This window comes from Anaerorhabdus sp., assembly GCF_036657415.1.
Classification (GTDB): domain Bacteria; phylum Bacillota_I; class Bacilli_A; order Erysipelotrichales; family Erysipelotrichaceae; genus Anaerorhabdus.
On record NZ_JAVXGL010000001.1, the window covers coordinates 1 to 20,605 of the forward strand.

The 20,605-nt window shown below is 33.4% G+C and carries 21 protein-coding genes and 1 other annotated feature; of the genes, 20 read left to right on the forward strand and 1 reads right to left on the reverse strand.

The window, feature by feature from the left end; translation table 11 throughout:
- The first annotated feature begins 296 nt into the window (after positions 1-296).
- The 20 genes from gap to RSB60_RS00100 all read left to right on the forward strand — a co-directional run bounded on the left by gap (position 297) and on the right by RSB60_RS00100 (position 17,914).
- Entirely contained in the window at positions 297-1,310 is a 1,014-nt protein-coding gene (gene gap / locus RSB60_RS00005; RefSeq protein WP_323382421.1) for a type I glyceraldehyde-3-phosphate dehydrogenase, read from the forward strand.
- A gap of 185 nt (positions 1,311-1,495) precedes the next feature.
- On the forward strand, positions 1,496-3,499 hold the full coding sequence (locus RSB60_RS00010) for a helix-turn-helix domain-containing protein (protein WP_332613701.1): 2,004 nt from the start codon (positions 1,496-1,498) through the stop codon (positions 3,497-3,499).
- A gap of 14 nt (positions 3,500-3,513) precedes the next feature.
- Positions 3,514-3,705 (forward strand): GYF domain-containing protein, encoded by a 192-nt coding sequence (locus RSB60_RS00015; RefSeq protein ID WP_332613703.1) that lies wholly within the window; start codon positions 3,514-3,516, stop codon positions 3,703-3,705.
- A gap of 85 nt (positions 3,706-3,790) precedes the next feature.
- Positions 3,791-4,507, forward strand: a complete 717-nt coding sequence (locus tag RSB60_RS00020; RefSeq protein ID WP_332613705.1) for a hypothetical protein — start codon at positions 3,791-3,793, stop codon at positions 4,505-4,507.
- 32 nt (positions 4,508-4,539) lie between these two features.
- Positions 4,540-4,725: a binding site (T-box leader), on the forward strand.
- 34 nt (positions 4,726-4,759) lie between these two features.
- Positions 4,760-6,094, forward strand: coding sequence for a cysteine--tRNA ligase (gene cysS / locus RSB60_RS00025; protein WP_332613707.1), 1,335 nt, complete (start codon positions 4,760-4,762; stop codon positions 6,092-6,094).
- Complete coding sequence (locus tag RSB60_RS00030; protein ID WP_323381389.1) at positions 6,094-6,477, forward strand: Mini-ribonuclease 3; 384 nt, start codon at positions 6,094-6,096, stop codon at positions 6,475-6,477. Before cysS ends, RSB60_RS00030 begins: the two co-directional genes overlap by 1 nt.
- Position 6,478: 1 nt before the next feature.
- Positions 6,479-7,198: a 23S rRNA (guanosine(2251)-2'-O)-methyltransferase RlmB gene (rlmB, locus tag RSB60_RS00035; protein WP_332613710.1), complete on the forward strand. Its 720-nt coding sequence runs from the start codon at positions 6,479-6,481 to the stop codon at positions 7,196-7,198.
- Positions 7,199-7,212: 14 nt separating this feature from the next.
- Complete coding sequence (locus RSB60_RS00040) at positions 7,213-7,827, forward strand: sigma-70 family RNA polymerase sigma factor (RefSeq protein ID WP_332613712.1); 615 nt, start codon at positions 7,213-7,215, stop codon at positions 7,825-7,827.
- 103 nt (positions 7,828-7,930) lie between these two features.
- Positions 7,931-8,089 (forward strand): 50S ribosomal protein L33, encoded by a 159-nt coding sequence (gene rpmG, locus RSB60_RS00045; protein WP_323381386.1) that lies wholly within the window; start codon positions 7,931-7,933, stop codon positions 8,087-8,089.
- A gap of 12 nt (positions 8,090-8,101) precedes the next feature.
- Complete coding sequence (gene secE, locus RSB60_RS00050; protein WP_323381385.1) at positions 8,102-8,287, forward strand: preprotein translocase subunit SecE; 186 nt, start codon at positions 8,102-8,104, stop codon at positions 8,285-8,287.
- A 1-nt stretch (position 8,288) separates the two neighbouring features.
- A complete protein-coding gene (gene nusG / locus RSB60_RS00055; RefSeq protein ID WP_323381384.1) occupies positions 8,289-8,861 on the forward strand; it encodes a transcription termination/antitermination protein NusG in 573 nt (190 codons plus the stop codon).
- Between the two features lie 92 nt (positions 8,862-8,953).
- On the forward strand, positions 8,954-10,045 hold the full coding sequence (gene msrB, locus RSB60_RS00060; protein WP_332613715.1) for a peptide-methionine (R)-S-oxide reductase MsrB: 1,092 nt from the start codon (positions 8,954-8,956) through the stop codon (positions 10,043-10,045).
- Between the two features lie 197 nt (positions 10,046-10,242).
- On the forward strand, positions 10,243-10,665 hold the full coding sequence (gene rplK / locus RSB60_RS00065) for a 50S ribosomal protein L11 (protein WP_323381382.1): 423 nt from the start codon (positions 10,243-10,245) through the stop codon (positions 10,663-10,665).
- A 3-nt stretch (positions 10,666-10,668) separates the two neighbouring features.
- Positions 10,669-11,346 carry a 50S ribosomal protein L1 gene (gene rplA / locus RSB60_RS00070; RefSeq protein ID WP_323381381.1) on the forward strand — a complete coding sequence of 226 codons (678 nt, stop codon included), beginning with the start codon at positions 10,669-10,671 and terminating at the stop codon, positions 11,344-11,346.
- Between the two features lie 111 nt (positions 11,347-11,457).
- Complete coding sequence (locus RSB60_RS00075) at positions 11,458-11,958, forward strand: flavin reductase family protein (protein ID WP_332613718.1); 501 nt, start codon at positions 11,458-11,460, stop codon at positions 11,956-11,958.
- A gap of 60 nt (positions 11,959-12,018) precedes the next feature.
- Entirely contained in the window at positions 12,019-12,678 is a 660-nt protein-coding gene (locus RSB60_RS00080; protein ID WP_332613720.1) for a helix-turn-helix transcriptional regulator, read from the forward strand.
- A 266-nt stretch (positions 12,679-12,944) separates the two neighbouring features.
- Positions 12,945-14,135, forward strand: a complete 1,191-nt coding sequence (locus tag RSB60_RS00085; RefSeq protein ID WP_332613722.1) for a MalY/PatB family protein — start codon at positions 12,945-12,947, stop codon at positions 14,133-14,135.
- A 3-nt stretch (positions 14,136-14,138) separates the two neighbouring features.
- On the forward strand, positions 14,139-15,359 hold the full coding sequence (locus RSB60_RS00090; RefSeq protein WP_332613725.1) for an amidohydrolase: 1,221 nt from the start codon (positions 14,139-14,141) through the stop codon (positions 15,357-15,359).
- A complete protein-coding gene (locus RSB60_RS00095) occupies positions 15,346-16,530 on the forward strand; it encodes a hypothetical protein (protein WP_332613728.1) in 1,185 nt (394 codons plus the stop codon). The genes RSB60_RS00090 and RSB60_RS00095 overlap by 14 nt, the downstream gene beginning before the upstream one ends.
- Before the next feature lie 190 nt (positions 16,531-16,720).
- On the forward strand, positions 16,721-17,914 hold the full coding sequence (locus RSB60_RS00100) for an amidohydrolase (protein WP_332613730.1): 1,194 nt from the start codon (positions 16,721-16,723) through the stop codon (positions 17,912-17,914).
- 24 nt (positions 17,915-17,938) lie between these two features.
- Here RSB60_RS00100 and RSB60_RS00105 read toward each other — a convergent pair whose 3' ends face one another.
- Entirely contained in the window at positions 17,939-20,305 is a 2,367-nt protein-coding gene (locus RSB60_RS00105) for a PRD domain-containing protein (RefSeq protein WP_332613732.1), read from the reverse strand.
- Positions 20,306-20,605 lie beyond the last annotated feature (300 nt).

A 20,605-nucleotide genomic window follows, 5' to 3' on the forward strand; every position in this document is an offset into this window, starting at 1 on the left:
AGAAACAGTCAAACTTGAATATATTTCAAGTTATTTCTTCTAGCCTTTCACTATCTTAAGTTTCCTCATCTCTCTATCGTTCTATTCATCGTGGAGAACTTTCCTGGTAAGATAAAAAATATTGTCTTCAAAGGGAAAAAAAATTCATAAAGAAAATTTATGTAAATTGTAAGCGCTTTATTGCGATATATAGGCTTTTTATGGGCTTTTTTTGGATTATTATTAGTTTTTTCACAATTGACAATTAGGGTCTAAAAAGACTATAATTTTATTGCATCATAAGGAGGTCAAATAAAATGGCAGATGTTAAAGTAGCAATTAATGGTTTTGGTCGTATTGGACGTTTAGCGTTCAGACAAATGTTTGGAACAGCAGGATATGAAGTTGTAGCAATTAACGACTTAACAGATCCTAAAATGCTAGCACACTTATTAAAATATGATTCAGCTCAAGGTCCTTATAGAGGTCATGAAGTAGTAGCTGGTGAAGCATCAATTACAGTTGATGGAAAAGAAATTAAAATTTTCAAAGAAGCAGATGCTTCTAAACTTCCTTGGGGAGATTTAGGTGTTGATGTAGTTCTTGAATGTACAGGTTTCTACTTATCAAAAGCAAAAGCAGAAGCTCATATTACTGCTGGTGCTAAGAAAGTTGTTATTTCAGCTCCTGCAGGGAATGATTTACCAACAATCGTATTCGGTGTTAATGAAGGTACTCTTACTGCTGCAGATACAATTATCTCAGCTGCATCTTGTACTACAAACTGCTTAGCTCCTATGGCTAACACATTAAACAAATATGCTCCAATCGCTAGTGGTATCATGACTACAGTTCATGCTTACACTGGAGATCAAATGGTTCTTGATGGACCTCACCGTAAAGGTGACTTACGTCGTGCTCGTGCTGCAGCTTGCAACATCGTTCCTAACTCAACAGGAGCAGCTAAAGCTATCGGTCTAGTTATTCCTGAATTAAATGGTAAACTAATCGGTTCTGCACAACGTGTACCAGTTCCTACAGGTTCATCTACAATTTTAGTAGCTGTAGTTAAAGGAACAGACGTTACTAAAGAAGGAATCAACGCTGCAATGAAAGCTGCTGCAAATGATTCATTCGGTTACACTGAAGAAGAATTAGTATCAAGCGACATCATCGGGGAAACTCATGGTTCATTATTTGATGCTACTCAAACAATGGTAACTAAAGTTGATGACAATACATTCCAAGTACAAGTAGTTTCTTGGTATGACAATGAAAACAGCTATACTAGCCAAATGGTTAGAACAATCAAATACTTCTCAAACATTTAATAATTAAGAGTAATTGAGTATGAAGCCGATAGAGAAATCTATCGGCTTTTTCTATGGGAAAAGTAAAGGAAAACCTCTTAGTGAGGGCTGTTTAAGTACGTATTTAGTATGTAAAGTTTGCTAAAAGTCCTAAAACCAAGTAAAATAGAATTGGTCAAATGACAGTACCTTAAGGAGTGACAAACATGGTAAATCGATTACCTGAAAAATTAGTTTTACTTAGAAAACATTTCGGATTCTCTCAACAAGAGTTGGCTGATAAAATGGGAGTCAATGTTGTTGAGTATATGGGATGGGAAAATGGCAGAGCTATATGTAATTTAGCTCAATTTAAACGTCTTTCCACAATATTTCAAATTTCATTGGATGATATGTTAAAAAATACAACCGATATTCTTTTGCCAAACTTGGGATTAGAAGACAGTATCCAAATTCCATTTTTAAAGAATGAAGGAAATGAGTCGATGGTGAACATACCTTCGATGAATCCTCAACCCACAGTTGAACAAAAAACAGCACAGATTCAACGCGTAAAACAAGTTGAAGAAAGACAACAAGCGAAACCACAAAAAGCGCCTGAGAAACCTGTTAATACAATTCATCGTGTAGATGTGAATACACAGACTTCAAAAAACAAAGGTAAAAAACCAAACAAAAAGATGTTTGCAATAATAGGTGGAATTGTAGGAGTGCTTATTTTAGGAATTGCTATATTTATTTTCTTAAATGGGAATAAGGGAGGCGATGGCTTAAATCTTAGAATGGCACAAGATGAACGTCTTACTTTATCACAAACATTTTCAGTTTATATTACTGATGATGGAAGTGCGAAGGCAACAGGACAAACACCACAACTTACAAACTTTAATGATTTAGTACAAGTTAGTTCTTATAAAGATTTTGTGATTGGTTTGAAAAAAGATGGAACACTTGTTGGTGCAGGATCAAATAGTTATGGACAACTAGATACAAAAGATATTAAGAAAGCAATTGATGTTGCGGCAGGTGATAAACATACGGTTGCGGCATTAGAAGATGGAACAGTGGCTTGTGTAGGGGATAATTCTACAGGAGCTTGTGACATCAAAGAATGGAAAAATATAGTTGATGTAGAAGCGGGTGCAGGCTTCACGTTGGGAATTGATTCAAGCGGATCTGTATTTGTGGCAGGAAATGTTGTGAATTCAGCATCAATGACATCACAACAAAATGTAACAAAGATTGCGGTAGGGTCAAATGAAGTTGCATTCTTGAATAAATCACAAACAGTTGTGACAGTTCCATTAACAGGAACTGCAACAAACGTTTCTAGCCTTAAAAACATTTCTCAAATTGCAGTAGGAAATGGCTTTGTAGTAGGATTAGGAAATGATGGTAAAATTCAAATTGCTACAAGTAATGAAGAAATTAAGAAAATTGTGGATGCGTGGACAGGAATTGGAAGTATTGCAGCGAATGGAGATACTATCGTTGCTTATACAACGGCAGGAGTTTTAGTAGGTGCAGGTAATAATGCTTATTCTGTTTATCAAAATACATCTATCTCTGGCGAAGTTGAAAAATTAGAAAAAGTGACTAATGTTCAAGTTTCACAAGATAAAACAAAAATTAAACTTTCTTGGAACAAAGTAGAAGGTGCTGATTATTACGAAGTTAAAATAAGCACAAATCCTGAATATGTTGCAAAGAGTGTAGAAGCATCATTGAGTATTGATCAATCTAAATTCCAAGATGGTGAAAAATATACAATAACCATTACAGCAGCATCAAATACTGATAAAGAAATGAATTCTGAACCATTCACAACAGAATTTACATTTACGCTAGCAACACCAGAACCAACACCAACTCCAACATATACGTTAACAATTAATTATGTATACGATGATAATGGTTCAACAGCTTATCAACAATTTACAGGTACATTTAATTCAGGGGATACTTATAGTGTTAAGAGTCCAACAATTGATGGATATTCACCATCTGTTGCGACGGTTGAAGGAAAGATAGCGGATAAGAATTTAGAAATTACAGTTCGTTATATGAAAAAGGCAACACCAACGCCAACTCCAACACCGACGCCAACCCCAACCCCAACTGCAACACCAGATACAACAACTGAAGAGGGTTGTCATACAGCGGGTGGAACTTGGAACCCAGATACAAGTACTTGTACACCTAAAAGTTAGAGGAAGATAAGAATATGGATAAAATATGGTATGTAAGAAGTTCTAAACGTAAAGGTGGACCATTTACGGAAGAAGAATTGATACGTCTAATTCGCCAAGAAATTGTGGATGAGGAGTATGAAATTTGGAATCCAGATATGGAAAAATGGATGCGTCTTGTGGATAGTGTCTATAGTTTCTATATTCCAGTAAAGGAAGAAGAATAATCAGAGGGAGTGGTGAAAACCGCTCCTTCATCGTTTTAGTTGTAAGATTTGAGTAAGTTATGTAAAATATTAAACAGGTGAGAATATGAAAAAAATAAATTGGGAAAAAGTACTCTATATATTTGTGTTTATAAGTTTGATGATATCAGCGATTTTTATAGGGTATCGTATCATTGTTGCTCCAGCAACAATTGAACCAGGAATGGAATATGTGCGAATAAAATCGGAATATACACTTATGTTTGCGCAATGCTTGTTAGGATTGCTTGCGATGGTTTTACCAAGTATATTTGAAAAAAGATTTAAAGTAAGAATACCGAGTTATATGATGATTCTTTATGTCGTATTTCTATACTGTGCAATCTTTTTAGGAGAAGTAAGAAGTTTTTATTACAATGTAAATCATTGGGATACAATATTGCACACGTTTAGTGGGGGAATGTTAGGAGCACTTGGGTTTTCATTTGTAAGCTTATTGAACCAAAGTGAAAAAGTTCCAATGAATCTAAGTCCGTTATTTGTTGCAATTTTTGCGTTTTGTTTTGCTGTAACATTAGGTGTTGTTTGGGAAATTTATGAATTTACATTTGATGGTATTTTAGGATTGAATATGCAAAAATTCATGTTAGAAAATGGTACACAGCTTATTGGTAGAGCTGCTCTGGCAGATACAATGAAAGATTTAATCGTTGATGCGGCAGGGGCACTCGTTGTGTCTATTATTGGATATATTTCGATGAAGAAACAAAAAGATTGGTTAGAAAAAGTACAACTTCGTCGAGTTAAGCACGTTGAAAATTGACTTGAGTCATAGTTTATAGTAGTCTATACTTAAATAAACTGATGACAAGAAGAGTAGAATAAACAAAATCTTTAGAGACAATTGGGTTGGTGAAACAATTGGGTAGACTTTATTTGAAATGCATCTATGAGGGCTTATCCGAAATGTAGGGTAAGACGTGACTCGCGTTAAGAGATTGAGAAGTAAGAAAAGTGGAACCACGCAATGGCGTCTTTTTAAAAGAGATGCCATTTTTATATGGAGGAGAAAAATATGCGTTTATACAATTCAAGAACATTAAAAGTAGAAGAATTCAAACCGCTCGTTGAAGGGGAAGTAAGCATGTATGTATGTGGACCAACGGTCTATAACCATATACATATTGGAAATGCTCGACCAATTATTGTGTTTGATACATTACGTCGAGTATTTGAAGCGGAAGGATACAATGTAAAATATGTATCAAATTATACAGATGTCGACGACAAGATTATAAAAAAAGCCCATGAAGAACATAGACCAGAAGTAGAAATTACACAAGAATATATACAAGCTTATAACGATGTGCGTCATAAACTAAATGCACATGACTTATATAAAACACCTAAAGTAACTGAAACAATGGATGATATTATTGATTTTATTGATGAACTTATTGAATCAGGCCACGCTTATGAAGTTGATGGGGATGTTTTCTTTCGCGTGAATAGTGTAAAGACCTATGGAGAAATTTCGCATCAAAACATTGAAGATTTACAAGTAGGTGCAAGAATCGATGAGAATGAAAAGAAAGAATCACCGCTCGACTTTGCATTGTGGAAAAATACGGATATGGGAATTAAGTGGAAAACAAAATGGGGAGAAGGTCGCCCAGGTTGGCATACTGAATGTGTCGTAATGATCCAAAAAGAGTTTGGGAAAAATATGATTGATATTCATGGTGGGGGTACAGATTTAAGATTTCCGCACCATGAAAATGAAGTTGCACAATGTCGTGCAATTCATGATACATCACTTGCGAATTTTTGGTTGCATAATGGAATGATTAATATTGATGGTATCAAGATGAGTAAATCACTTGGTAATTTTACACTTGCAAAAGATGTGTTAAATATTTACGGTCCACAACTAGTTCGCTGGGTAATGCTATCTGCACATTATCGTATGGAACTAAATTTTAGTGATGAGGTATTTGAAACAGCAAAAAAAGAATTAGACAAAGTTATGACATCTTATAAACAAGCAAACATTAAATTAGGATTAATGAATGAGAAATTAGGGGTAGAATTTGATACTCAACTTTACCGTGAATTTTTAGATCAAATGAATGATGATATGAATACACCAAATGCTTACGCTATTATTTTTGAAACAGTGAAAAAACTAAATCAAGTATTACGTGTGAAGGAAATTGATTCAAATGAAGTAAGTAAATATGCGGTAACCTTGGAGAAGATGTTAGAAGTATTAGGTATTGAATATAGCCGAATACCATTAACTGATGATGATAAAATTGTTTTTGCGAAATGGAATGAAGCCAAATCAGAGAAGAATTATGAATTAGCGGATACCTATCGTAATCAACTAAGTGAAAGAGGACTTGTTTAATGCGAAGCAATGAAGTTTCAGGAAGTACGCTTGCTTATTTGGGTGATGCGATATGGTCATTGAAAGTACGTGAATATTTAATTGAAAAAGGATATGCACGTGCTAAAGATTTGCAGACAAAAAGTGTGAAATTTGTAAGTGCAAAAGCGCAAGCAGCTTTTTACTATAAACTTGAAGAAGAGAAATTTTTCACTGAACAAGAATTGGAAATCTTTAAACGAGGCAGAAATTTTAAAAGCGACAGTGTTCCAAAGAATACTGATGTAGCTACATATCGTGTCTCAACAGGATTTGAAGCAGTATTAGGATATTGGTTTATGGAAAAAATGATGGATAGAATTGATTTGTGTTGGGACAAAGTTAAGACCATGGTGGAGGTGTAATATGGCACAATATGTTTATGGGAAAAACGTTATTCAACAAATACTTCAAGACAATAAGAAGATAAATGTATTGTACATATCAGGCGACCAAAAGCAGATTGAACAAGAAGCTAAACGCAAGGGAATACGAGTAGAAAAAGTAGATAAAAAATACTTGGATAAGTTAAGTAATAATGGAAATCATCAAGGAGTTATTGCGAATATTGATGATTATAAAACTTATACAATCGAAGAAATACTAGATTCTATTCCTAGTGATAAAAAGGGCTTGTTGGTTTTACTGGATGAGTTGGAAGACCCGCATAATTTAGGTGCGGTACTAAGAACTGCAGATGCGGTGGGAGTTGATGGAATAATCATTAAGAAAAATAATGCGGTGGGATTAACACCAACTGTAGCGAAAGTTTCAGTAGGTGCCATTGAGACGGTAAAAGTTGCGATGGTAACTAATTGTACCCAAACGCTTAAGATGCTTAAGCAAAAAGGTTATTGGGTGGTTGGAACGGATATGAAGAATGCTCAAGATTATCGTCAACCGCAATATGATACCCCACTTGTTGTGGTTATTGGCAACGAGGGTAAAGGGATAACTCGTCTTGTTAAAGAAGAATGTGATTATATGGTTAAACTTCCGATGGTGGGGGAGATTTCTTCTCTCAATGCATCAGTTGCTTGTGGAATATTGTTGTATGAGGTATATAATAAACGCTTTCCTTTATAAGAGGGAGAAAGCTTATGTGGAGTACAATGCCGGGTGATTATGAACTTCTCTATTATTGCAGACAGATGGATGAGCAAGCGCTATATTTTTTGATTGAAAAATATGAAGCATATATGGCGAAGATTGCGGCAGATGCAGTTGCTAAAAATACTTTTTGTGAGATTTATCGTGATGAATTTGTGGCGGAAGCACTAGAAGTAATTTATAACGCAATTTGGAATTATCGCGAAAATAAAGAATGTAGTTTTGGAACGTATTTTTATACATGTGCATCACGAAGAGTAAAAACATTAATGCGACATTATTTGCGTGAATCAAATGCAGCTAATCTATATGCATTGTCTTTGGATGCGATAATCAAGGATGATTGTGAATCAACATATTTAGATCATTTCGGCACGGAAAATGATTGTGGTAACCCAATATATCATTTGGACTATAAAGAGGCCGTGATGCGGGTGAATGAGGTTCTAGCAGGGTTTAGTGATGTAGATAAACAAGTGCTTTATTACTATTTAGATGATGTAACCTATAATGAAGCTGCAAAGAATCTTCAATTTTCTTTAAAAAAGTATGACAATCATATTCAAAAGATAAAACGGAATATTAAGGAAAAAGTCTATAAATAGAACGAGGGGAACCTCGTTTTTAATTGAAACAGTATTTATTGACGGGTTTAAACCTTTATGTTAGAGTAAATAAGCATAGAAACCGAAAGGAGTTGTTTTAATAGTGGCAACAAAAGAGGATAAAGTTATATTAACTTGTACGGTGTGTTTGTCTAGAAATTATACAACTCATCGTAATAAGAAGTCATCGACTGAAAGACTTGAGTTAAACAAGTTTTGTAAGAAGTGTGGTACACATACACTTCATAAAGAGACGAAATAGGAGGTCAACGATATGTTGAAATGGTTTAGTTTTGACGGCATTATGAAAGAGGCGAAACGTATTCGCTGGCCAAAGACAAAAGAATTAATGTCAACTATGGCAGAAGTTTTATTATTTATTGTATTCTTTGGAACTTTCTTCGTAGTTTGTGAGTTTTTAATTACATTCTTCTTGAAAGTGATTGGAATAGGAGCTTAGTATGACAGATATAAATAAAGATTTTATCGATGAAACTGAGAAAAGATGGTACGTTGTAAATACATATGCTGGTCATGAAAACCGTGTTAAAGAAAATCTTGAACGTCGTGTTGAATCAATGGGTATTACAGATTATCTATTCAGAATTCTAGTTGCAGAAGAAGCTGAAATTGAATACAAGAATGGAAAAGAAATTACTAAAATGCATAATCTTTTCCCAGGGTATCTTTTTGTAGAAATGATTATGACAGATGATGCTTGGTATGTTGTTCGTAATACACCAGGTGTTACAGGATTTATCGGTTCTTCAGGAGGAGGGGCTAAACCTTTCCCAGTATCTCCAGATGAAATTGATTCAATCTTGAGAAGAATAGGTTTAGGAGAAACAGTTGTAAATGTTGACTTTAAAGTTGGCGATACTGTTAAAATCTTATCTGGACCATTTAGCGGTATGGAAGGTAAAGTTAATGCAATGAATGACCAAACTAAAGTTGCATCTGTACTTACCATTCTATTTGGACGTGAAACTCCTACAGATATTTCGTACACAGATTTAGTTAAAGCAGATCTATAAACGTTACTCATTGAGTAGCGTTTTTTAATTCTTGAGCATAATAATTGCACTGAGAAATAAAACGCTTATTCTATAGATACAGGAGGTGTTATGTGAAGAAACTAATAATTATAATCCTGTTAGGTATGAGTTTTCTGATTAGTGCATGCACAGTCGAAAATCAAGATAATAAAATAAAGGAGGTTTATGACGTGAATAAAATTGGAAAAGATAATAATTATGTACCAAAAGAGAATACAAATGTTATTTATTTAGCTGGGGGATGCTTTTGGGGTGTTGAAAAATTAGTACAAAGTATACCAGGTGTCATTGAAGGCGTATCGGGATATGCAAATGGAACAATTGAGGCACCAACATATGATCAAGTTAAGCAAGGAACTACAGGTTTTAGAGAGACAGTAAGGGTTGAATATGATCCAAGTATTGTAAGCTTAGATACAATTTTATATGCTTACTTTTCAGTGGTGGATCCAACAGTTGAAAACCGCCAAGGTAACGATATTGGTTCACAATATCAAACTGGAATTTATTATACCGATGAAAAATCAATGGAGACAATTAGAAAAATTGTAGAAATTGAAAAGCAACGAACAAATAAATTTTCAGTTGAAGTTAAACCACTAGAAAATTTCTTTGAAGCTGAAGAATATCATCAAAATTATTTAGATAAAAATCCAACAGGATATTGTCATATTTCTAAAGCAGAGTTTGAACGTGTGAAGAATATGGTCGTTGATGCATCAAAATATCAAAAACCAAGTGCAGAAGAAATTAGTGAAAATTTGACTGCTGAACAATATGCCGTGACACAACAAGCGAAAACAGAGAAACCTTATGATAATGAATATGATGAATTCTTTGAAGAAGGTATTTATGTGGATGTGGTAACAGGAGAACCTTTATTCACGTCATTTGATAAATATGATAGTGGTTGTGGATGGCCAGCATTTAAGAAAGCAATTGACGAAAATACAATAGTTGAAAAAGAGGATACATCATTTGGAATGGAACGTATAGAAGTAGTAAGTCGAGTAGGTAATTCACATTTAGGACATAAATTTGAAAATGATCCAACTTCACCAAATGGAGTGCGTTATTGTATTAATAGTGCATCTCTACGATTTATTGCGAAAGATGATTTAGAAAAAGAAGGATATGGCGAGTATTTGGAACTTTTTAAGTGATTTTTCAATTTTGATTAAAAAGTGGGTAAATAATTAAAAACACCTTATTTTATAGGCTAAAATGCAAAAAATAGTTGACGATTACCCTATATTGGAGTATCATTTTTAATGCACACATGTGCATTCTATGCGTGGGAGGACTGCAACTAGTCCATTGTACCACTGCACTGACAAACAAATACAAGGAGGTATGTCAAGTGAGTAAGAAAGTTGCGAAAATCTGCAAACTTCAATTTGCAGCTGGTGGAGCAAAGCCAGGACCAGCATTAGCATCAGCTGGTATCAACATGCCACAATTCTGTTCAGCATTTAACGATGCGACTAAGGATCGTGGGGGAGATATCGTACCAGTAATTATTACAGCGTACGAAGATAAGTCATTCGACTTCGTGTTAAAAACAACACCTGCAGCATCATTAATTAAGAAAGCTGCAAAAGTACAAAAAGCATCAGGAAGCCCTAAGGCTATTAAGGCTGGTAAAATCACAGTGGATCAATGTAGAGAAATTGCTGAATATAAAATGCCAGATTTAAATGCAAATGATGTTGAAGCTGCTATGCGTATTATTGCGGGTACAGCACGTAACATGGGTATTGTTGTAGAAGGCATGGAGGACTAAGAAATGGCAGGAAAGAAATATTTAGAAGCTGCTAAGTTAGTTGACCGCAGCAAAACATATAGCTATACAGATGCGATTGCACTTGCTAAAAAGACAAGTACAGTAAAATTCGATGCTTCAATTGAAGCATGTTTCAACCTTAACGTTGATCCTCGTCATGCTGATCAACAAATCCGTGGAGCTATCGTGCTTCCAAACGGTACAGGTAAAACACAAAAAGTTTTAGTAGTAACTCAAGGAGCAAAAGAACAAGAAGCTAAAGACGCTGGCGCAGATTTCGTTGGTGGAAAAGAAATTCTTGAAGAAATCAAAAAAGGTTGGTTTGAGTTTGATGTTATCGTTGCTACTCCTGATATGATGGGAGAGCTTGGTAAATTAGGTAAAGTATTAGGTCCTAAAGGATTAATGCCAAACCCTAAAACAGGAACAGTTACAGTTGATGTAACTAAAGCTGTTAATGAAATCAAAAAAGGTAAAATTGAATACCGTGTTGATAAAGAAGGAAACATTAATGTAGCTATTGGTAAAGTATCATTTACTGATGAAGCATTAGCTGAAAACTTCAAAACTTTATATGATATTATCGCTAAAGCTAGACCAGCTGCAGTTAAAGGTATCTTCATGACATCAGTGACTCTTGCATCTACAATGGGTCCTGGCGTAAAAGTTACAGTAGAATAGTAAATTAGAATGTCGAAAGACATTCTTTTTTTTGCGTAAAATTATCAACTAGGCTGGTGGATATCTATTGTGTTAAAATAGAAAAAGAGAGGGTTAGAATGGAGCGATAATATGTTAAAAGCTATTGGTATTTCAGAGTTAGATAATAATATTTTTGATTTGATTTCGAAGGACTGGGGAGTAATAACAGTAAATGCTAAAGATAAAGTAAATGGAATGACTGTAAGTTGGGTGCAAATGGGACACTTATGGAACAAAGATGTAGTTACAGTTTATGTCAGACCACAACGCTATACGTATGAATTTATTAATCAAGAAGATACGTTTTCACTAGCCTTTTTTGATGATAACTATCGGAAAGAACTTGCGTATTTAGGAAGTGCTTCAGGACGTAATGAAGATAAATTAACTCATTGTAATTTTACTACTTCAATTGTGGATAACACACCAGTGATAGATCAAGCAAAGCTTGTTTTTGTTTGTAGAAAACTATATGAAGTGGATTTAAAAGAAGAGAATTTTGTAGATAATGATATCATGAATAAATGTTATCCAGACAAAGATTTTCATCGAGCTTATACTGCAGAAATTATGAGTGTTTTGGTTAAGTAGTAAAAAGCAATCAATATAAATTATGTTATAATATGAATAGAAAATAAAAGGGTGGATAATATGGATGATATTTTGATTGAACAGTATAAGAAAATAGCAAAGTTTTTAGCTGCTTGTCTAGGTAAAGATTATGAAGTAGCCATCCATGAGATAAAGAATGATGAACTTAAATTAGTGTGTTTAGAAAATGGAGATATTTCTAAAAGAACAATAAATGCACCACTCAGTGAATTAGCATTACGATTTATTAGTGATGAAAAATATAAGAATTCAGATTATGAAGTAAACTATAAAGGTTTATCAGGTGATAATGTATTACGTAGTTCAACATTTTTTATAAAAAATGATAAAGGTAAACTTATTGGATTATTATGTATTAATTTCAATATTGGTCATATCAATAAGAGTATTAAAAAAATTAATGATGAACTAAAAGAATTGTTTGATATTGTGGATACAAATAATTATGTTGAAGAGGCGAATGTAGAATATTTCACCGAAGATATTTCTACTGTGATAAGCAATATAATTGAACCGATTATTAGAAAGAAAAATCTACCAGTAGCACGATTAAGTTTTGATGAAAAAATGTTATTGATAGAGGAATTAAAAAAACAAGGAGTGTTCTTGTTAAAAGGAGCAGTAAGTGAAGCAGCTATTCAACTTCATTCATCAGAAGCAAGTATTTATCGATATTTAAAGAAAACTAAAGATGCTTAATTGATAGAAATCAGTTAAGCTTTTTTAATGGATAATAAAAAATTATTGACGTGATAAAAAATTATCACTATAATTAAACTATGGAATAGAACTAAGAAAGTATTAGAAAGTCCCATAAGGAAATTTCCCTAGATTGATATTTTACAATTCATTAATTAAAAATGTTTTAACTAAAACATTCTTTTAATTATGGTTTGTTTGAGCTTTTCTGACTTTTTTATCTGTTCAGTAGAAAGGGAAACTATAAAAATATAGTGAGGTAGTATATGTATTATGATTTTGAAACACTCATAAATAGAAGTGAATTAGGTTCCTCTAAATGGTTAGGTATGATACAAAAGAAACCTAATGTTTCAAAAGAGATAGTTCCATTTTCAGTTGCGGATATGGAATTTAAAAATGCTCCTGAGATTATTGAAGGCTTGAAAGAATATTTAGATGAAACTATTTTAGGATATACAAGTCCAACAGAGAATTATTTGGATTCGGTAGTGAATTTTATGAATCGTCATCATAATTGGGAGATAGATAAATCTTGGATTGTGACAGCACCAGGTGTTGTACCAGCACTTGCACACGCAATTAGAGGCTTCACTAACCCAGGTGATGGAGTAATCATTATGACTCCAGTATACTATCCGTTCTTTGCATGTGTTACTATGAACAACCGCGTGATTGTTGAAAATCCGCTTGTTGATAATGAAGGACATTATGAAATTAACTTTGAAGATTTAGAACTCAAAGCAAGCAATGCAAAGAATAAAATTCTGTTATTCTGTTCTCCACACAATCCAATTGGTAGAGTGTGGACAAAAGACGAATTAGAAAAAGTAGCGGCCATTTGCCTAAAGTATGATGTGTTAATTATTTCTGATGAAATTCATTTTGATTTGATTATGCCAGGGTATGAACATACTGTGATGGCTACACTTTCTGATGAGGTTGCGGATAAATGTATCGTGTGCACAGCTCCATCAAAAACGTTTAACTTAGCAGGGATGCAGACAAGTAATTTAGTTATTAAGAATGAAAATTTAAGAGAACGTATGAAAAGTGCAATGCTTGAAGTAGCATTTCTAAGCTGTGGAACATTAGGTTATAAAGCATGTGAACTTGCGTATACGCGATGTGATTTATGGTTAGAAGAATTAATAATGAAAATCAATGAGAATAAAAATATTGTGGAAGAATTTTGTAAAGAACATATACCTGAAATTAAAGTATACCCATTAGAAGGAACTTATTTACAATGGTTAGACTTGCGAGCCTTTGGGTTAAATAATGAAGAATTAGAAAAAGCAATGATTGAAGACTGTGAACTTTTCTTTGATGAAGGATACATCTTTGGAGAAGCAGGAACAGGCTTTGAACGAATTAATATTGCATGCCCAACAGATGTTTTGTTAGAAGGTTTAAGACGACTAGCAAAATGGGCAGAAACAAAAAGAAAGGAATAATGTATGAGATTTAAAGATGCTTTTGAACATGTTGAAAATTATGTAATTGAAACAAGAAGAGAGCTTCATCGATTAGCTGAACCAAGCGATCAAGAAAAAAATACATTTGCATTCATTACTGAAGAAATTAGAAAACTAGGATTTAGTTACGAGATTGTTGAAGAATTTACGGTTGTTGCGAAATTACAAACAGGAAGAAATGGGAAAACGGTTGCATTACGAGCGGATATTGATGGTCTCCCTGTCAAAGAAAATAAACATAATTTAAAACGTGAAAGAACATGTATTTCTAATCGTCCAGATGCTAGTCATATGTGTGGCCATGATGCCCATGTTGCCATGCTATTAGCGTCAATGAAAGTATTAAAAGAAATACAAGATGAACTTGTAGGAACTTATTACTTTTGCTTTGAACAAGGAGAAGAATTAGGAAGAAGAAAAGGTGTTACGGCAATACTCAATTATTTAGATGAACAATGTATAGATACCGTTTGGGCGATTCATGTTTATAACAAATTAAAAGCTGGAAAGATATGTGTTGATGCGGGTCCAAGAATGGCAGGTGTTGCGGGTGCCATGGTTAAAGTGATAGGTAAAGGTGGACATGGTTCAAGACCGGACTTATCAAATAATCCTGTTTATGCAGCTGCGAATATTTTGGTTAATTTAGGTGGTGTGTTTACCAATAGAATTGACGCGAATGAGACTGTGACATGTGGAATTACTACTTTAACAGGTGGTGGAACACCTAATGTATTTAGTGATGAGGCAATACTTGCAGGAACATTTAGATTCTTCAATGTTGAAGAAGGAAGAAAAGCGGTTGATTTGTTTAAAAATGTGAGTGAACATACGGCTGCGATGTACGATTGTTTTGTTGAGTTTGATGAAAAAACAAAAGTATTAGGTGTACCAGTTATTACGAATAAAGAATGCAGTGAGTTCGCTAAGAAAAGTCTGCCAGAATTTATTGGAGATAATTGTATAACTTCTTGTGATAAATGGTATGCGTCAGAATCATTCTCAGCATATACAAGTATGTATCCATCTGTCTTTGCGTTTTTAGGAATTGATAATGAAGAAGAAGGCTCGGGAGCAGAACATCACAGTGAATTTTTTGATATAGATGAAAAGGTTTTAATGATAGGGGTTAAGGCAACAGTTGGTTATGCAACAAGTTTCGCTAAGATAAATAAGGAGGAGAAAATAGATGTGGGATCTTAGTACAGGATTTGCGGTAATTGCAGTTATCATGCTTGTTGGTGAAATTATTTCCTCGAAAACAGGAGGTAAACTTCCACAAATGTTTATTGTCGCAACACTATTCTTATTTGGATACTGGACATTTTTACCGAAAGATATTCTTTCGATTTCAGGATTGAATGTGGTAGCTGAAATATGTAAACTGTTTATTCTTATTCATGTAGGATCAATGTTTAATATCAAATCATTAATTAAAGATTGGCGTGTAGTAGTGACAACATTATGTGCAATTGCTGGAATACTTGCACTTGTGTTAACGGTAGGAACTTTAATATTTGGAAAAGAAATCGCAATCATCGGTGCAGCACCATTAACAGGTGGAGGTATGGCTGCAATGATTATGAATGAAGGTGCAATTGCATTAGGTAAAAATTCATTAGGTGTAGTTGCCTTTGTTATCTTCATCATGCAAGGATTTGTTGGTTTCCCAGTAACTGCCTTCTTCTTACGTAAAGAAGGAGAACGATTAGCAGAAGAAATTAGAAAGAATCCAAGTTTAATTCATGAAGTTAAAGGTGAAGAATCACAAGATCAAGCAACTTCGAAAAAACGAATCTATGAATATGTTCCAAAGAAAATTTGTACACCTACTTATTATTTGACAATCATGGGTGTTTTAGGATGTTTAGGGCTAATTATCTTTAAGCTTTTAAACGGTGTTGTTGATCGAAGCATTATTATGATTATTGTGGGTATAACTGCAAGCCAAATTGGAATAATACCTCCGAATCCGATGAATAAAGCAGATTCTGCAGGGATTTTGAACTTAGCTCTATTTGCGAGTTTTATGTCAGGGTTTGCGGATACAACGCCAGCATCAATTGGTCAAATGGTAGTGATTGTATTTGGATTATTAATCATTGCGACAATTGGAATATTGATATTCTCAATTCCAGTAGGTAAGAAATTTGGGTATTCTACATGGATGGCTTCAGCGATTGGATTGAATTGCTTTTTAGGATTTCCATACAACTATAATTTAACAAATGAAGCTGTTGCGGTTGTAGCAAAAACAGAAGAAGAAAAGGCATATTTAACCGAACAAATGCTACCTAAAATGATAATTGGAAGTGTTGTTGCAGTGACTTTGGTGAGTTGTATAGTTGCAGGATTCTTAGTTAAAATGTTGTAAGGTTACAAATGAAGAAAGTGTAAAGTTAAACTTATTTAATTGTTAAAAAATGTATGAAAATTACAAATTTTACCAAATGAAGAAAGTTAAATACACTTTCTTTTTTAATTTTGTGAGACTATAATGCAAGTATCTTAGATGACTTTAAATAATAATTTATAGAACTAAAAATTAATGAGGAGGGGTAATAATGAAGTTTGAAAGAGAATTTGGGCAAGTTAATGAATATGTAATTGAAACAAGAAGAACATTACATCGCTTAGCTGAAATTAGTGATGAAGAAGTTCAAACGTTTGCGTTTATTAAAAATGAAATTGAAAACATGGGATTTGATTATGAGATAGTTTCTACGACGTCATTAGTAGCAAGACTAGAGACGGGAAGACCTGGGAAAGTAGTTGCAATGCGAGCGGATATTGATGCGTTGGCAGTTAAGGAAAACAAAAGGAATTTGAAATATGAAAGGACATGTATCTCAAATAATCCAGATACATGCCATGCTTGTGGACATGATGCTCATGCGGCTATGCTTCTTGCAAGTATGAAAGTATTAAAACAAATTAAAGATCAACTTGTTGGTACTTATTACTTTTGTTTTGAACAAGGAGAAGAATCGGGGAGAAAAAAAGGTTCAGTACCAATCATTAATTATTTAAGTGATAAAGCAGTAGATACGGTGTGGGCTATCCATGTTTACAATAAACTTGAATCAGGAAAAATATGTGTAGATGAAGGTCCACGAATGGCTGGTATTGCCGGGGCAATTGTAAAAGTAATTGGTAAGGGTGGACATGGGTCAAGACCTGACTTATCAAAGAATCCCGTATTTGTAGCTGCCAATATTGTTGTGAATTTGGCGGGTGTATTCGAAAATAAAATTGATGCGAATGAAACAGTAACACTGGGCATTACAACAATTGAAGGCGGAGGAACAATGAATGTCTTCAGTGATGAAGCGAAAATACTAGGTACTTTCCGCTTCTTTAATGAAGAAGAAGGCAATAAGGCAGTAATAGCATTTAAGTCGGTATGTGAGCATACAGCGGCTATGTATGGATGTAGTGTTGAGTTTGATGAAATAACACGTGTATTAGGAAGACCAATTAAAACAGACGCAAAATGTAGTCAATTCGCAAAACAAGTATTACCTAGTTTTATAGATTCATCGTGTCTAGCGTCCTGTGTTCCTTGGCTAGCTTCAGAATCGTTTTCTACATATGCACGAACATATCCATCTATCTTCGCATTCTTAGGTATCAAAAACGATGAGAAAGGTGCTGGGGCTGAACATCATAGTGAATTTTTTGATATAGATGAAGATGCATTACTTGTTGGGGTTAAAGCGACAGTAGGGTACGCTATAAGTTATGCGGCAAAAAAATAGGTCGAGCAAATAGGCTCGACTTATTTAATTAGCACGCTTGTTTTCCATTGCGCCAATAAAGATTTGACATAAATAAACTAATTCACTCAATGGTATTTTAATACCGAATTGATTTTCTATATCCTCAACATTCTTTTCTAATATTTTTAATACATCACCATTATTTCTTACAAATTCATTCACTTTCTTATAACTAGCAGGTTGATTGCGAATAATGCGTTCAACGACAAAGGCCATATGTACAATGTATTTTACCATGAGGATATCATCGTAGATAATATCTAAGTCATTAATAATTCCATCAAAAGATTCTTTTGCAAGATGCATTACTTTATCTGGATTTAAAAATGAAAGTGACTTAATCAAAATTTCATTTCGTATCAAGTCAAGAATATCGAGATTGTTCATATCAATAGATTCATCTAAAATTGAATTATTGAAATCCTTGAAATCTTCAATGAGGGTAGATTTATCTTCAAGTTTTTTAAGAATTTGAGGAATGGTATGAATGCTTGTGTTTTCAACATAAACAGCACGAGTGCAATGTTCATTAATACAGTTCATAATTTCATCAGACAATCGTTCATCTGTAAGAACAAGTATTCCTACGGTACTCTCCATTTTATTTAATAACTGGATAAGTTCATTTTTCTTTTTTACAAAATTATATAAACCAATATCAATGCTGTAATGTTTTACTGGAGTTTTTAATGAATCGATAAAGAGGGAATAGTTTTTTGTAGTGCTTGGATTAGAGAATATTAATAATAATGGTATCTCATGATTTTCTGCAATACAGTTTGCGAGCGAGATATATTCACTTAAAAAATATTTTTCTTGTTCTGGTAATTCCACATTGTAAGTTGTATTTAATAAATTTTCTACAGTATCAAGTGTAGTCATAATAGCAGGATTGAGTTTTAAATTATTTACTTTATAATACTGATAACTTAGTTTTTTCAAGCTTTCAATGACTTCACTAATGTGTGTTAGTAAGCCAGAATATAACTGATCATTTTTTGTGAAAGACTCATTGCTTAATGTTTCATTCAATAAATAGTAATAATCACGTGTAGAGGAAGCAGTTAAGGTGGTTAGTGGTGTGTTGAGAGCTTTTTTAATACTTAAACTACATAATTCATAAATCGTAGTAATTTCATTTTTAAGAGCTTCATTTGAATCAACCAGTGCAATTTGATCTTTAGAGACATAGAGTAATTGACCGAAAATCATTTTGCGATAAGGGCTATTTACATGGGGTGTAATTGCAAAGTAGTTTTTATTAAGCAATGAATAAATGTTACTTAATTCGTCGATATGATTATTTACATTAGCAATATGAATAAGTAGTTCATCACTTAAATCATCAAAGGTAATTTCAAGCGGTGATTTATTGTGATTAAGCAAGGCTGTGGCAATGGCGATTTTTATTTCGCGCTTTAACTCGAAAATGTTTTCTTTATAGATTGACATGATAAAACAGTTTAATACATTCTTTGTGATTTGTATTGTGCGGTTAATATTGTCAGCTTCTTTTTGGAGAATATCGAGAACAAGACACATTCTTTCTTTAATTGTTCTTTGTTCGAACGTGGGGATTCTGATGATAAGTGGTACAAGGTGTCTATACTTAAACTTCTCAGCAAAACGACTACTACTTGTAGCTAAGACAATACTGCAGTTATAATTTTTATACATACTTAAATTTGATAAAAGACGGCCTAAATAAAATTGACTGGTTGAATTCAAATTCTCAAAGTTGTAGAATACAATCATTTTATTATTGCATTTTTTATTTTTAAACCAATCATTAACAATGTCATTTATATCGATGTCTTGGCAATTAAATTCTACAAAATCAGAAGTATTACGAAATATATTTTTAGCCATCCCATATTCAAATAAGCGCATGATGAGTGATTGCTTGCCAGTACCACGGTCACCAAAAATAATGCAAGGAAGCGGATTGTTAGGATAAGCGATAGCTGCTTTCATTCGTTGAATAGGCATATATAGACTTTCAAAGGTATTATAACCAATAACGGTTTTGAAAGGATCAATGCTAGAAATAGCTTCTTCTATTTCCTCATTAATTGATTGAAGAAAATTGTCTTTTGTTGGGAAAACATCAGAACAATAAAAGTTAGGATAGTGATTATTAATTACTTCTTTTGAAAAGAAGAGCGAAGGTCTTCCTAATATTTTAGAAATTAAATTTTCTCGACAAAGTTTGTTGAGCATTCTAGAAACATTGGCACGGTCTAGAAAAAGCTCATTACTGATTGTTTGAGCATCTTGACCGATATCGGCTAAATTATTCTTCTTTACCTGTTTCTCGGTGTGATTATAAATGTACTCTCTTATTTCTTGTTCACGATTAGATAGTTTCATATTATTTTCCTTTCAAAACAATTCGTGCAGAATTTTGTTAATAGTTGGACAAATAGGTAGATAACTAAATCATAAATTGTACATTGTGTGTAAAAGTTCTTGTAGTAATTGATTTAATATTACACACAAAAGGTAATCAGTGTCAAATGTTAAATATTTCACATACAAAAGCCAAGTAAAAGGCTTTTTTTATGCAATTTTAATTACACACAAGGTAAATTTGTGATAATTTCACAAATTTTGACTTAAAAAAATTGGTGCTGTAACGTAGTACTCAAGAAAGGAAATCGTGGAAAAAAA

Excerpts from the sequence above, each read along its gene's own strand:
- gap (WP_323382421.1), top strand. The coding sequence starts at position 297 with ATGGCAGATGTTAAAGTAGCAATTAATGGTTTTGGTCGTATTGGACGT.
- RSB60_RS00010 (WP_332613701.1), top strand. The coding sequence starts at position 1,496 with ATGGTAAATCGATTACCTGAAAAATTAGTTTTACTTAGAAAACATTTC.
- RSB60_RS00015 (WP_332613703.1), top strand. The coding sequence starts at position 3,514 with ATGGATAAAATATGGTATGTAAGAAGTTCTAAACGTAAAGGTGGACCA.
- RSB60_RS00020 (WP_332613705.1), top strand. The coding sequence starts at position 3,791 with ATGAAAAAAATAAATTGGGAAAAAGTACTCTATATATTTGTGTTTATA.
- cysS (WP_332613707.1), top strand. The coding sequence starts at position 4,760 with ATGCGTTTATACAATTCAAGAACATTAAAAGTAGAAGAATTCAAACCG.
- RSB60_RS00030 (WP_323381389.1), top strand. The coding sequence starts at position 6,094 with ATGCGAAGCAATGAAGTTTCAGGAAGTACGCTTGCTTATTTGGGTGAT.
- rlmB (WP_332613710.1), top strand. The coding sequence starts at position 6,479 with ATGGCACAATATGTTTATGGGAAAAACGTTATTCAACAAATACTTCAA.
- RSB60_RS00040 (WP_332613712.1), top strand. The coding sequence starts at position 7,213 with ATGTGGAGTACAATGCCGGGTGATTATGAACTTCTCTATTATTGCAGA.
- secE (WP_323381385.1), top strand. The coding sequence starts at position 8,102 with ATGTTGAAATGGTTTAGTTTTGACGGCATTATGAAAGAGGCGAAACGT.
- nusG (WP_323381384.1), top strand. The coding sequence starts at position 8,289 with ATGACAGATATAAATAAAGATTTTATCGATGAAACTGAGAAAAGATGG.
- rplA (WP_323381381.1), top strand. The coding sequence starts at position 10,669 with ATGGCAGGAAAGAAATATTTAGAAGCTGCTAAGTTAGTTGACCGCAGC.
- RSB60_RS00075 (WP_332613718.1), top strand. The coding sequence starts at position 11,458 with ATGTTAAAAGCTATTGGTATTTCAGAGTTAGATAATAATATTTTTGAT.
- RSB60_RS00080 (WP_332613720.1), top strand. The coding sequence starts at position 12,019 with ATGGATGATATTTTGATTGAACAGTATAAGAAAATAGCAAAGTTTTTA.
- RSB60_RS00085 (WP_332613722.1), top strand. The coding sequence starts at position 12,945 with ATGTATTATGATTTTGAAACACTCATAAATAGAAGTGAATTAGGTTCC.
- RSB60_RS00090 (WP_332613725.1), top strand. The coding sequence starts at position 14,139 with ATGAGATTTAAAGATGCTTTTGAACATGTTGAAAATTATGTAATTGAA.
- RSB60_RS00095 (WP_332613728.1), top strand. The coding sequence starts at position 15,346 with ATGTGGGATCTTAGTACAGGATTTGCGGTAATTGCAGTTATCATGCTT.
- RSB60_RS00100 (WP_332613730.1), top strand. The coding sequence starts at position 16,721 with ATGAAGTTTGAAAGAGAATTTGGGCAAGTTAATGAATATGTAATTGAA.
- RSB60_RS00105 (WP_332613732.1), bottom strand. The coding sequence starts at position 20,305 with ATGAAACTATCTAATCGTGAACAAGAAATAAGAGAGTACATTTATAAT.